This window comes from Streptomyces sp. NBC_00440, from assembly GCF_036014215.1.
GTDB lineage: Bacteria > Actinomycetota > Actinomycetes > Streptomycetales > Streptomycetaceae > Streptomyces.
This window is the reverse complement of record NZ_CP107921.1, coordinates 7,835,343-7,848,208: the sequence shown is the minus strand read 5'-3', so window position 1 is coordinate 7,848,208 and position 12,866 is coordinate 7,835,343. Positions and strand designations below refer to the sequence as shown.

Annotated in this window: 11 protein-coding genes and 1 riboswitch; of the genes, 7 read left to right on the top strand and 4 right to left on the bottom strand. The window is 70.2% G+C overall.

The window, feature by feature from the left end:
• Positions 1-82 precede the first annotated feature (82 nt).
• Both OHB13_RS34905 and OHB13_RS34900 read right to left on the bottom strand, forming a co-directional pair.
• The gene (locus tag OHB13_RS34905; protein ID WP_328380462.1) at positions 83-463 is read right to left on the bottom strand and encodes a Zn-ribbon domain-containing OB-fold protein; all 381 of its coding nucleotides are present in this window, start codon (positions 461-463) and stop codon (positions 83-85) included.
• 121 nt (positions 464-584) lie between these two features.
• Positions 585-1,286 (bottom strand): TetR family transcriptional regulator, encoded by a 702-nt coding sequence (locus OHB13_RS34900; RefSeq protein ID WP_266861841.1) that lies wholly within the window; start codon positions 1,284-1,286, stop codon positions 585-587.
• A 107-nt stretch (positions 1,287-1,393) separates the two neighbouring features.
• Between OHB13_RS34900 and OHB13_RS34895 the strand changes: the two genes are divergently transcribed.
• Both OHB13_RS34895 and OHB13_RS34890 read left to right on the top strand, forming a co-directional pair.
• The gene (locus tag OHB13_RS34895) at positions 1,394-2,179 is read left to right on the top strand and encodes an electron transfer flavoprotein subunit beta/FixA family protein (RefSeq protein ID WP_266859725.1); all 786 of its coding nucleotides are present in this window, start codon (positions 1,394-1,396) and stop codon (positions 2,177-2,179) included.
• A 74-nt stretch (positions 2,180-2,253) separates the two neighbouring features.
• Positions 2,254-3,216, top strand: coding sequence for an electron transfer flavoprotein subunit alpha/FixB family protein (locus OHB13_RS34890; protein WP_328379823.1), 963 nt, complete (start codon positions 2,254-2,256; stop codon positions 3,214-3,216).
• A 91-nt stretch (positions 3,217-3,307) separates the two neighbouring features.
• Here OHB13_RS34890 and OHB13_RS34885 read toward each other — a convergent pair whose 3' ends face one another.
• Positions 3,308-3,844, bottom strand: coding sequence for a hypothetical protein (locus OHB13_RS34885; RefSeq protein WP_328379822.1), 537 nt, complete (start codon positions 3,842-3,844; stop codon positions 3,308-3,310).
• 242 nt (positions 3,845-4,086) lie between these two features.
• A riboswitch (cobalamin riboswitch) is annotated at positions 4,087-4,309 on the top strand.
• A 161-nt stretch (positions 4,310-4,470) separates the two neighbouring features.
• On the opposite strand from OHB13_RS34885, the gene metE reads away from it, so the two are divergent.
• Positions 4,471-6,795, top strand: coding sequence for a 5-methyltetrahydropteroyltriglutamate--homocysteine S-methyltransferase (gene metE, locus OHB13_RS34880; RefSeq protein WP_328379821.1), 2,325 nt, complete (start codon positions 4,471-4,473; stop codon positions 6,793-6,795).
• 85 nt (positions 6,796-6,880) lie between these two features.
• Here metE and OHB13_RS34875 read toward each other — a convergent pair whose 3' ends face one another.
• A complete protein-coding gene (locus tag OHB13_RS34875; RefSeq protein ID WP_328379820.1) occupies positions 6,881-7,909 on the bottom strand; it encodes an aldo/keto reductase in 1,029 nt (342 codons plus the stop codon).
• Positions 7,910-8,034: 125 nt separating this feature from the next.
• Here OHB13_RS34875 and OHB13_RS34870 point away from each other — a divergent pair, with 125 nt between their 5' ends.
• The 4 genes from OHB13_RS34870 to OHB13_RS34855 all read left to right on the top strand — a co-directional run bounded on the left by OHB13_RS34870 (position 8,035) and on the right by OHB13_RS34855 (position 12,865).
• Complete coding sequence (locus OHB13_RS34870; RefSeq protein ID WP_266861850.1) at positions 8,035-8,655, top strand: TetR/AcrR family transcriptional regulator; 621 nt, start codon at positions 8,035-8,037, stop codon at positions 8,653-8,655.
• Between the two features lie 183 nt (positions 8,656-8,838).
• A complete protein-coding gene (locus OHB13_RS34865) occupies positions 8,839-10,017 on the top strand; it encodes an isopenicillin N synthase family dioxygenase (protein WP_328380461.1) in 1,179 nt (392 codons plus the stop codon).
• A 65-nt stretch (positions 10,018-10,082) separates the two neighbouring features.
• A complete protein-coding gene (locus tag OHB13_RS34860) occupies positions 10,083-11,420 on the top strand; it encodes a nucleobase:cation symporter-2 family protein (RefSeq protein ID WP_328379819.1) in 1,338 nt (445 codons plus the stop codon).
• A complete protein-coding gene (locus tag OHB13_RS34855; RefSeq protein ID WP_405755109.1) occupies positions 11,420-12,865 on the top strand; it encodes an 8-oxoguanine deaminase in 1,446 nt (481 codons plus the stop codon). The genes OHB13_RS34860 and OHB13_RS34855 overlap by 1 nt, the downstream gene beginning before the upstream one ends.
• Position 12,866 lies beyond the last annotated feature (1 nt).

The window sequence follows — 12,866 nt, the reverse complement described above, 5'->3', positions numbered from 1 at the left end:
CCGGGGCCACTGCCCCGACCGGTGCGGCGCGATTGACTTCGCAGCATCAGGCACGCCTCCCGGACAGGAAGGCAGACCCCACCTACTGGTTGCTGGTGCGGGCACCCGTGTCGCAGAGTTCGAGGACGACCTCGCCGGCCTTCGGCTCCCCGCCGCCATCGGCACCGACGACGGGACGCACGTGGGCACCCACCCACACGAGGTGCGGTGCGGCGCCCACGACGCGGCACCGGAACACGAAGCCCTCCGGGAACCGGACGACGGACTCGTTGCGTGCCACCTCGGTGTACCGGTGCACGACGGTGGACCGCACCACTACCCCGTGGCCGTCACTGCGCTCCGCATCCATATCGCTGGACGCGCACACCGGACACAGAAGCCTCCGGAACGAAGCGGTGCCGCACCAGCGGCAGCGCTGATACGACAACCCGGCTTCCTGTTGCGCCCCCGACGGGGCACTCATCTCTGACTGGGACACAGCTCGGCCCTCCGCACTCGACGGATGCGCCCGCATCGCGCGCCGGCGCATCCGCACCATATGGCACTGAGTGCCGAGCAGTAAAGGTACTGAGTGCCAAATATGGTCAGTCCTCGCCGAGAGCCGACTCGATCCTCTGCACCACACGCCACATGGGCGCGTCCTTCGAGGCGACCACGACGACGATGTCCTCGCCCGCGGACCGGTCGCCGGCCTCCTCTCCCACCTCGGCCCAGGCCCGGCGTACGAGCCCGAGCGCATGGTCCACCGCCGCCTCGGGGTCTCCCTCTCCGCCCGAACGCAGCCATGAACGCAGGCCGTTGTTGTGCGCGGCGACCACCGCGGCGGCAATCACCTCGGCCCGCAGCGCACTGTCCGGGGCACCCTCGTAACGGGCCCTGAGGTATCCCGCCATCGTCCGCTCGTAGCGGCGTACCACTGACAGCTCATAGGTGCGCAGGCCTGGGACCTCACGAGTGAGGCGGTAGCGCTGGAGGGAGAATTCCGGGTTCTTCGCATACAGCCGCAGCACGAGCTTGGCCCCGTCGCACACCACCTGCACCGGGTCGCCGTCGGCCGCCTCCAGGAGTGCGGTCATGTCGGCGAGACAGCGCTCGTGATCGGGAAAGACCGCGTCCTCCTTGGAGGGGAAGTACCGGAAGAACGAGCGCCGTCCGACTCCCGCCCGAGCCACGATGTCGTCCACGGTCGTCTCTTCGAAACCCCGCTCCAGAAAGAGCTGGAACGCCGCCTCGGCCAGCACCTCCCGCATGGATGCCTTCTTGGCTGATCTGCGCACCTCGGTCATGCCGGGAACCTAACACCAGGCGGCCCGGAGAGCACTGCGTACCTTTACAGAGGGTACTGAGTGCCATATGTTCTCTTCAGATGGTGCCCCCAGCTAGGAGAGCCGGCGTGAGCTTGAGGATCGTTGTCTGTGTGAAGTACGTGCCCGATGCCACTGGTGACCGGCATTTCGCCGATGACCTGACGCTGGACCGTGAGGATGTCGACGGGCTGCTGTCGGAGCTCGACGAGTACGCGGTGGAGCAGGCGCTCCAGATCGCGGGCGAGGCCGACGACGCGGAGATCACTGTTCTGACGGTGGGTCCTGAGGATGCGAAGGACGCGTTGCGCAAGGCGTTGTCGATGGGTGCGGACAAGGCTGTTCATGTCGAGGACGACGATCTGCACGGTACGGATGTGATGGGTACGTCGCTGGTGCTGGCGAAGGCGATCGAGAAGACCGGGTATGACCTGGTGGTCTGTGGGATGGCGTCGACGGACGGCACGATGGGTGTGCTTCCGGCGCTGCTGGCCGAGCGGCTCGGGGTTCCGCAGGTGACGCTGCTGTCGGAGGTGTCGGTCGATGGCACCACGGTCAGGGGCCGTCGTGACGGTGACACGGCCAGTGAGCAGCTGGAGGCGTCGCTGCCGGCTGTGGTGTCGGTGACGGACCAGTCGGGTGAGGCCCGCTACCCGTCGTTCAAGGGGATCATGGCGGCGAAGAAGAAGCCGGTTCAGTCCCTGGATCTGGAGGATCTGGACCTGGAGGCCGGTGTGGTCGGTCTGGAGGGTGCGTGGACCCGGGTCGATTCGGCGGCGCAGCGTCCGGCGCGTACCGCGGGCACGATCGTCAAGGACGAGGGCGAGGGCGGCAAGCAGCTGGCTGAGTACCTCGCGGGCCAGAAGTTCATCTGAGGCCCTCCCGTCCCCCTCATCCGCCCTCTGACTCATCCGCCCCTGATTCTTCGTATGCGCAGGAGAGCAATCCCATGGCTGAAGTTCTCGTCTATGTCGATCACCTCGACGGTGTTGTCCGCAAGCCCACTCTGGAGCTTCTGACGCTGGCGCGCCGGATCGGTGATCCGGTCGCTGTCGCGCTGGGCGCGGGCGCCCCCGACACGGCTACCGTGCTTGCCGAGCACGGTGCGGTGAAGGTCCTGACCGCTGAGGCTCCCGAGTTCGCCGACTATCTGGTCGTGCCGAAGGTGGACGCCCTGCAGGCCGCGTGTGAGGCGGTGTCGCCGGTCGCGGTGCTGGTTCCGTCCTCGGCCGAGGGCAAGGAGATCGCTGCGCGTCTCGCGGTGCGTATCGGCTCCGGGATCATCACTGATGCCACCGATCTGGAGGCCGGTGACGGTGGCCCGGTCGCCACGCAGTCGGCGTTCGCCGCGTCGTTCACGACCAAGTCCCGTGTCTCCAAGGGCACTCCGGTGATCACGGTCAAGCCGAACTCGGCGCCGGTCGAGGCGGCCCCGGCCGCGGGCTCGGTGGAGGCGCTGAGCGTGTCCTTCGGTGAGAAGGCCACCGGTACGAAGGTCGTCTCGCGTACTGCGCGGGAGTCGACCGGGCGTCCGGAGCTGACCGAGGCCGCGATCGTGGTCTCGGGCGGGCGTGGGGTCAACGGTGCGGAGAACTTCCACATCATCGAGGCGCTCGCCGACTCGCTCGGTGCCGCTGTCGGTGCTTCGCGCGCGGCGGTGGACGCGGGCTGGTACCCGCACTCCAACCAGGTCGGCCAGACCGGCAAGTCGGTATCCCCGCAGCTCTACATCGCCAACGGTATCTCCGGCGCGATCCAGCACCGGGCCGGTATGCAGACCTCGAAGACCATCGTCGCCGTCAACAAGGACGCCGAAGCCCCGATCTTCGACCTCGTCGACTACGGCATCGTCGGCGACCTCTTCCAGGTCGTCCCGCAACTCACCGAAGACATCACCACCCGCAAGGGCTGAATCCTCACCGACACGGGCCGCCGCGGTCCGTGTCGGTGAAGTCCTGCCGGACGTCCATGTCGTACCGGGCGCCCGGCATCACGGCGGCCCGTCAACTGTCGCAGGTGCCCCGGTCCGTGGCCTCCAGGGCGAAGTCGGCCACCAGGTTCTGCTCGTCCACGGCGAAGCGGTAGCGCTCACCGGGCGTGCCGCCGGGGACGGGGGTCTCGAAGATGAAGTCGCCGACCTTCGTCAGCCGCGGGTAGGCGGCCTTGACCCGGGCCAGGCCGGTGCCCATGGTGATCCCTTCGGGCGTACGGATCAGGTTCGTCCCGGTGATCACCACCACCCCCTTGCGGGGCTCGATGAAGACGCCGCCGCCCAGGTTCGGCTTCCCCTCACTGGCAGCGAGGCGGTAGAAGTCGCAGCCGGAAGTGGTCTGCTTGTTGACCAGCAGGCCGGTCTTCTCCGCATCGCGTTCGGACTGTCCGAGCTGGATGCCCTTGTAACCGTCCGGGCCCAGGACGCCGCCGGGCGCCGTGGCCGTCCCGGACGTCCCTGTCGCGGCCGTGGCCGTCGCGGTGCCGAGTGTTCCGAGCAGCAGCAGACCGGCTGCCACCGCGGTCGCGGTCCTGGTGAGGCGCTTCATCGTGAGAGCTCCGTCCATCTCGGGGCGCGGGCCGTGCGGCCGTGCACGACCGTGTCGCCGGTGACCTGTGCCGGAAGGAGTCCGGGGGCCCGGCGCGCAGCGGACACCATCTGCTCAGTATGGGCACGACTGATCACGTGATAGTGGCATTTAGGCCATCCGGAAGCCGGGGCCGATGAGGGGTCGTGGACCGAGCGGCCGGTGGAAACCGGCGATCCGGCCCGATCGGAACCAGAGGCTCTAGACTGTCTGGTGCAACTGGTTCGCCCCGTCCGCCAGGCGGGATGCGTCGTAAGAGGGAACCCGGTGGAATTCCGGGACTGCCCCGCAGCGGTGAGTGGGAACGACCGCCGTCATACGCACTGGGCCCGGCCGGGTCTGGGAAGCGACGGCCAGTAGGTGGATGCCCTTCCGAGGGTGACCGCGCCCGCAAGTCCGAAGACCTGCCTGTTGCCCGTGCGCGACCGATCGCGTGCGGATACCCCGGTGACCTCGTGGGCGGGTCGGCGTACATACCGGCGGACGGCCGTGCCTCGTGGCACGCGCGGACCGCCCGGTTCGTCACCCCTTCGCGCTCGCGTCCCGTCTCCGGGATCTCAAGGAGTCATCTCGCGAAGGAGATTTCCGTGACAACGAAGCCCGCAGCCGCGGCAGCACGGGCCACCGTGTACGGCTACCCCCGACAGGGCCCGAACCGGGAACTGAAGAAGGCCATCGAGGGCTACTGGCAGGGCCGCACCAGCGCCGACGACCTCCGCGAGACCGCCGCAGGTCTGCGCCGGTCGAACTGGCAGCGTCTGGCGGAATCCGGCATCCATGAGGTGCCCACCGGTGACTTCTCGTACTACGACCATGTCCTGGACACCAGCGTGATGGTCGGCGCGGTCCCGGAGCGGCACCGCAAGGCCGTCGAAACCGACGCGCTCGACGGTTACTTCGCGATGGCACGCGGGACCCAGGAGCTGGCGCCGCTGGAGATGACCAAGTGGTTCGACACCAACTACCACTACCTGGTACCCGAACTGGGCCCTGACACGGAGTTCGCCGCGGACTCCACCCAGCAGACCGGGCAGCTCAAGGAGGCGATCGCCCTCGGGCTCGCCGCCCGTCCCGTACTCGTCGGCCCGGTCACCTATCTGCTGCTGGCCAAGCCGGCACCGGGCGTCGCAGCGGACTTCGAACCGCTGACCCTGCTGGACCGGCTGCTGCCCGTCTACGCCGAGGTGCTCGCCGATCTGCGGGCGGCGGGCGCGGAGTGGGTCCAGCTGGACGAGCCGGCTCTCGTCCAGGACCGCACCCCCGCAGACCTGAACGCCGCCGCACGCGCCTACCGTGAACTCGGCTCGCTCACCGACCGTCCCAAGCTGCTGGTCGCGTCCTACTTCGACCGCCTCGGCGATGCGCTGCCCGTCCTGGCCAAGGCCCCGGTGGAGGGCCTCGCGCTGGACTTCACCGGGGCAGCCGCGGCCAACATCGGCGCGCTCGCCGCCGTCGGCGGACTGCCCGGCAAGCGCCTGGTCGCCGGCGTGGTCGACGGGCGCAACATCTGGGCCAACGACCTGGAGAAGTCGCTCACCACGCTGGGAACCCTGCTGGGGCTGGCCGACCGGGTGGACGTCTCCGCCTCCTGCTCGCTCCTGCATGTACCGCTCGACGCGTCCGCCGAACGGGACATCGACCCGCAGATCCTGCGCTGGCTCGCCTTCGCCCGGCAGAAGACCGCGGAGATCGCGACCCTCGCCAGGGGAATCACTCAGGGAACCGGCGCGATCACCGCCGAACTGGCCGTCAACCGGGCCGCCCTGGCCTCCCGGGCCGACTCGGCGATCACTCGCGATCCTGCCGTACGGGCCAGGACCGCCGCGGTCACGGACGCCGACGCGCACCGCCCCCAGCCGTACTCCGAGCGGGCCGTCGCCCAGCGCGCCCACCTCGGGCTGCCGCTTCTGCCGACCACCACCATCGGCTCCTTCCCGCAGACCGCGGAACTGCGCACGGCCCGCGCGGACCTGCGGAACCGGCGCATCGATGCCGCCGGCTACGAGGAGCGCGTCAAAGCCGAGATCCAGCATGTGATCGCCTTCCAGGAGAAGACGGGCCTTGACGTCCTGGTGCACGGCGAGCCGGAGCGCAACGACATGGTCCAGTACTTCGCCGAACGGCTGACCGGCTATCTGGCCACCCAGCAGGGCTGGGTGCAGTCGTACGGGACCCGCTATGTCCGCCCGCCGATCCTCGCCGGCGACATCTCCCGCCCCGAACCGATGACGGTCCGCTGGACGACGTACGCCCAGTCGCTGACCGGCCGCCCCGTCAAGGGCATGCTCACCGGCCCGGTCACCATGCTCGCCTGGTCCTTCGTCCGGGACGACCAGCCGCTCGGCGACACCGCACGCCAGGTCGCCCTCACCCTCCGCGACGAGGTCAACGACCTTGAGATGGCAGGGACTTCGGTCATCCAGGTCGACGAGCCGGCCCTGCGCGAGACACTGCCGCTGCGGGCCGCCGACCGGCCCGCGTACCTGGACTGGGCCACCGAGTCCTTCCGGCTCACCACCAGCGGCGTCCGCCCGGACACCCAGATCCACACCCATATGTGCTACGCGGAGTTCGGCGATATCGTCCAGGCCATCGACGACCTCGACGCCGACGTCATCAGCCTGGAGGCCGCCCGCTCCCACATGCAGGTCGCCCGCGAACTCGCCGAACACGGCTACCCGCGCGAGGCGGGACCCGGCGTGTACGACATCCACTCCCCGCGCGTGCCGAGCGCCGAGGAAGCAGCAGCCCTCCTCCGCAAGGGCCTTGAGGCCATCCCGGCCGAGCGGCTGTGGGTGAACCCGGACTGCGGGCTCAAGACCCGCGGCTGGCCCGAGACCCGGACGTCGCTGGAGAACCTCGTCACCGCCGCCCGCGCGGTCCGTTCCGAACTGGCCACCGGGGGCGCCTGACCGGACACGGGGCCGGGCCGGACACCCTGCTGTCCGGCCCGGCCCCGGCGTACGGGCGCGCGGCTTCTCCCGGCACCCCCACAGGTCAGGCGGCGGAGCGCTCGCCGGCCGGGCGGCGGCGCAGGACGGGCTGCTCGATGGCGGGAGGGTTGTAGATCGCGTCCAGCGTCCCGATGTCCGTGCCCGGGGGCACGATGGCGTCGATCCGGTCGAGGATGTCGTCGGTCAGGGTGGTCCCGGCGCCGGCGAGCAGGTCGTCCAGGTGGTTCATGGTGCGCGGGCCGATGATCGCGGAGGTGACGCCGGGGTGGGAGATCGCAAACGCCGTCGCCAGATGGGTCAGCGGCATTCCGGCCTCCTCCGCGAGCGGGATGAGCTGCTCGACCACGTCGAGCCGCCGCTCGTCGACCAGGTGCTTGAAACCGAAGCCGGCCCGATGGGTGTCGGCCCGGTGGCCCTTGCGGTAGCGGCCGGTGAGCATGCCGCCCGCGAGCGGGCTCCAGACCAGGGCGCCCATCCCGTACCGCTCGCAGACCGGCAGCACCTCGCGCTCGATGCCCCGGTTGAGGATCGAGTACGGCGGCTGTTCGGTGCGGAACCGCTCCAGGCCGCGCCGCTCGGCGACCCACTGCGCCTCGACGATGTCCGAAGCGGGGAAGGAGGAGGCTCCGATGGCGCGGACCTTCCCCGCGCGTACCAGGTCGGTGAGGGCCGAGAGGGTCTCCTCCACGTCGGTGTCCGGCGCGGGCCGGTGGATCTGGAACAGGTCGACGTGATCGGTCTGCAGCCGGCGCAGCGAGTCATCGAGTGCGCGCACCAGCCAGCGCCGTGAGTTGCCCCGCTGGTTGGGGTCGTCCCCCATCGGCAGGTGGGCCTTGGTGGCCAGTACGACGTCGTCACGGCGCCCCTTGAGGGCCTTGCCGACGATCTCCTCGGACTCGCCTCGTGCGTAGGCATCGGCGGTGTCGACGAAGTTGATGCCCGCGTCCAGGGCCTTGTGGATGATGCGGACGGAGTCGTCGTGGTCGGGGTTGCCCAGGGCTCCGAACATCATCGCGCCCAGGCAGTAAGGACTGACCTTGATTCCGGTCCGTCCCAGTGTGCGGTACTTCATGGTTCTCCTCCGGGGTTGGGACGTCCGCCGCAGCGCGATACGCTGACATAAGCGGAACAGCGTTCCGCCGAAAACAATACGGAACGTCGTTCCGGTTGGCAATCCGGCCGGCAGAAGGAGCACTCATGAATGACGGCCCGACGACAGGAGAGGCAGCGGAAGAGGCGACGGAAGAGCGGCCCCGCCAGCCGGTGCGCGCCGACGCACAGCGCAGCATCGACGCCCTGCTCGCCGCGGCCGCGGAGGTGTTCTCCGCCTCCGGCGTGGACGCCCCCGTCCGGCAGATCACCGCCAGGGCGGGAGTCGGCGCGGGCACCCTCTACCGGCACTTCCCGCAGCGGTCGGACCTCATCGCCGCCGTCTTCCGCAAGGAGGTCGACGCCTGCGCGGCCGCCGCCCCCGCCCTTGCCGCCGAGCATGAACCGGTCGAGGCCCTGACCAGGTGGCTGCAGCGCTTCGCGGGCTTCATCGCCACCAAGCGCGGACTGAGCGCCGCCCTGCACTCGGGAGACCCGGCGTACGACAGCCTGCCGTCCTACTTCCAGCGACGCTTCGAGCCCGCGCTCGGAGAGCTCCTGGACAGCGCGGCGAAAGCCGGCGAAGTCCGCTCCGACGCCAACCCCTGGGACCTGCTGCGCGCCATCGGCAACCTGACCGTGCCCGTCGGGGACGACAACGACGGCCATACGCAGCGCATGATCGCCCTGCTGGTCGACGGGCTCCGCTACGGCACGTCGAACAGCTGACGACTCACAGCCGCGGGGCTGCGGCCGCGTCAACCACCCTTCCACTGTTGGAGGTTCGACCAAGGCCTACGGGAATGGGGCAGGGCCCCTTTGGGCGGTCGGCCAGAATCCGGGGCCGGGCATTTACATGCTCGCAGCGCTTCCGCCACTGTGTGACGCACCGTCAGTCAGTGGAGAGATCCGCTGTCCCCCCACCCGCACGGACGGAGGCGCCGCGATGGCCGAAGGCCCCGCGCCCATGACGACTTCGACGTTCCCGCCATCGATGTCTCGCGCTGGGCCGAGGGTGGCGCGACGGAGCGCGCCGCACTCGCCTCGGCCGTCGACGCGGCAGCCCGAACGGTCGGCTTCATGCAGATCACCGGCCACGGCATTCCCGCCGCGGCCGGGCGGGGTCTGGCCGACGCCATGGATGCCTTTTTCGCCCTCTCCCAGGAGGAGAAGCGCACGCTGGTGGCACCGCCCGAGATCAACCGGGGCTACACGCCGCCCAGAGCGGAGAAGCTCAGCCTCAGTCTGGGAGTGACCTCGCCGGAGGACCTCTTCGAGGCCTTCAACGTCGGCGTGGACGGCGCCGGGCACACCGGCGGGGCCCTGCCGGCCACGCATTTCGCCGCGAACCGCTGGCCCCATCCGCGTCGTGTCCCCGGCTTCCGGGCGGCCGTGGACACCTGGTTCCGGCACGCGGGAGATCTGGCGCGGCTGCTGACCGGGGTATTCGCTCATGCGCTGGGGCTCGACGAGAACTTCTTCCGCCCCTACACCGACCACTCCGTCGACGTGCTGCGTATGAACAACTACGCGCTGCCCGCCGGGGAGACGCGTGTGGACCGGGGCAGGATGGGCATGGGCGCGCACACCGACTACGGCATCGTCACCGTGCTCTGGGCCGACCAGGTGCCCGGGCTCCAGATCCTCGGCGCCGCCGGGGAGTGGCACGACGTACTGCCCGCCGAAGGGGCGCTGCTGGTCAACCTCGGTGACGCACTGGCCCGTTGGACCAATGACCAGTGGCGCTCCACGCTGCACCGGGTGCTGCCGCCGACCGATGCCGAGGGGCGGCTGGTGCGCCGCAGGTCCGCCGCCTACTTCCACGACGGCAACCACGACGCCGTGATCAGCCCGCTGCCCGGCTGTGTTCCCGCGGGCGCCGAACCGCTCTACCCTCCGGTCACCATCGGCGACCACATCACGGCCAAACTGGCGGGCTCACGGGCACTGCGCCCTCACGACGACGCCGAGCGGGAGAGCGCACGGCTGCTCGCCGCCACCGAATCCGCCACCGGATCGGCCACCGGATCCGCTACCGCGTCCACCGCCGATTCCGCCTCCGGACCGGGCGGCCTCGCCGGCGATCGCTGACCCACCCGCGGACGGGCGCCCGGCGAAGGCCGCCCGCCGGGCTGCGCATGGAGAGGTCCCGTACCGTGGAAGAGCCCTGCACGCCACAGCCCCACCCCGTCGACCAACGCCCGGCGTGGGGTGCGCTCCTGTTGCTGGGTGCCCAGCATGTGCTGGTGATGTACACGGGGTCCATCGCCGTACCACTGCTGTTCGGCGCGGCGACCCATCTGTCGCACGCCACGGTGACCCTCCTCATCGACGCCGATCTGCTGGTGGCCGGGGTCGTGACGCTGCTGCAGAGCGTGGGGGTGGGCCGGGTCCTCGGCGTGCGGCTGCCGATCGTGGCCGGTGCGGGCTTCAGCGCCGTATCGCCGATGATCCTCATCGCGCAGCAGTACGGCATGGCAGCGGTCTACGGCGCGATGCTGGCCGGAGGTGTGTTCGGCGTGCTCGTCGCGGCACCCTTCGCCCGTCTCGTGCGCTACTTCCCACCGCTGGTCGGCGGCACCGTGATCACCGTCATCGGGCTTTCGCTGCTGGGCGTGGGCACCCAGATGGTGGCCGGCGACGACCCGTCGGCCCCCGCCTACGCGGCGCCCGTACGGCTGCTGCTGGCCGGCGGGGTGCTCGCCCTGATCGTCGTGGTGATGCGGCTCTCGCGTGGCTTCCTCGGCCAAGTCGCCGTACTGGTGGGCTTGGTGGCGGGCACCGTCGCCGCCGTCCTGCTCGGGCAGGCCCACTTCTCGGAAGCTGCCGGAGCCTCCTGGGTCGGGCTGCCGGAGCCGTTCCACTTCGGCGCTCCGCACTTCCCGGTGGCCGCGGTGGTCTCGATGTGTGTGGTCATGCTGGTGATCTTCACCGAGTCGACGGCGAGCATGCTCGCGGTGGCGGAGATGACCGACCGCTCCCTGACCACCGGTGACCTCGCCCGCGGGCTGGCCGCCGACGGGCTCTCCGGGGTGCTCGGCGGGGTCATGAACTCCTTTCCGGACACTGTCTTCGGGGAGAACCTGGGGCTGGTCGAGATGACCCGGGTCCGCAGCCGCTGGGTCACCGCCGTCGCCGGAGCCCTGCTGATCGTGCTGGGCTGTGTCCCGCGACTGGGCTCCCTCGTGGCCATGCTGCCCGATCCGGTGGTGGGCGCTGCGGCGCTGGTGATGTTCGCCATGGTGGCCGGCGTCGGGATCCGCATCCTGCGCCACGTCGACTTCGAGGGCACATCGAACCTGCTGATCGTCGCCGTCTCCCTGGTCGCCGGGATGGTGCCGGTGACCGCACCGCACATCTACGACCGGCTGCCCGCCGGTGCGCGCATCGTCTTCGGCAGCGCCATCACCTGCACCGCGGTCTGCGCTTTCGGCCTGAATCTGCTGTTCAACCACGTGCCGCGCCGCCGTACCGGCCACCGGACCGCCCCCTGATGCCCACCCAAGAACACCGAAGCACCGGAGCACCGAAGAGAGGAACGACCGTGCCGGCCAACCGACTTGTCATCGAGAACTGCGCCCTCGCCACCATGGACGCGAGCGGCACCGAGTACACCTCCGGCCACATCGTGGTCGCCGGTCACCGTATCGAGTCGGTGGGGCCGGGACCCGCGCCCGCGGACCTGACGGACGTCGTCCGGCGCATCGACGGCGACGGGCATCTGGTGACCCCCGGGCTGGTCAACACACACCACCACTTCTACCAGTGGATCACCCGCGGTCTCGCCCAGGACTGCAACCTCTTCGACTGGCTGGTCAGCCTCTATCCCGTCTGGTCCCGGATCGACGAGCCGATGGTGCACGCCGCGGCGCAGGGCTCACTGGCGGCCCTGGCGCTGTCCGGGGTCACCACCGCCGCGGACCACCACTACGTCTTCCCTCGCGGCGCCGGTGATCTGCTCGGTGCCGAGATCCGCGCCGCAGCGGACATGGGCGTACGTTTCTCGCCCACCCGCGGCTCCATGGACCGGGGCGCGTCGGACGGCGGGCTGCCGCCGGACTTCGCGGTGGAGAGTACGGAGGAGGCGCTGCTCGCCACCGAGGCGGCGATCGACCGCTGGCACGACCCGTCCCCCGCTTCGATGCTCCGCGTCGGTGTCGCACCCTGCTCGCCCTTCTCGGTCTCGTCCGAGCTGCTGCGTTCAGCTGCAACGCTGGCCCGTTCCAAGGGTGTTCGGCTGCACACCCACGGCAGCGAGACCCGCGAGGAGGAGGAGTACTGCATGTTGCGGTACGGCATGACGCCGACCGAGCTGCTGGCGTCCACCGGGTGGCTCGGCCCGGACGTGTGGATGGCCCACTGCATCCATATGTCCGACTCCGACATCGCCCGCTTCGCCGACACCGGTACCGGCGTCGCGCACTGCCCGTCGTCCAACGCGCGGGTCGCCGCCGGCCTCGCCCGCGTCCCCGACATGCTCACGGCCGGAGTCCCGGTGGGGCTGGGCGTGGACGGCTCCGCGTCCAACGAATGCGGCCAGCTCGGCTCCGAGCTGCGCAACACCCTGCTGATCAACCGTCTGGGCGACCACCGGGAGAAGGCGCTCACCACCCGCCAGGCACTCCGGATGGGCACCATGGGAGGTGCGCGGGTACTGGGCCGGGAGGACGAGATCGGCTCGCTCGAAACCGGCAAGCTGGCGGACCTCGCGCTGTGGAAGCTCGACGGTCTGCTGCACTCCTCCATCGCCGACCCGGTCGCCGCCCTCGTGCTCGGCGCCCCGGCCCCGCTGACTCTGCTGCTGGTCAACGGCGAGCCGGTCGTGGAGGACGGCCATCTCGTCACCGTCGACGAGGACGCCGTCGCCCGCGACACCCGCACACAGGCGCGGCGTCTGGCCGGGCTCGCCGGACTCGGTACACCGGCACGGAGCACCTAGC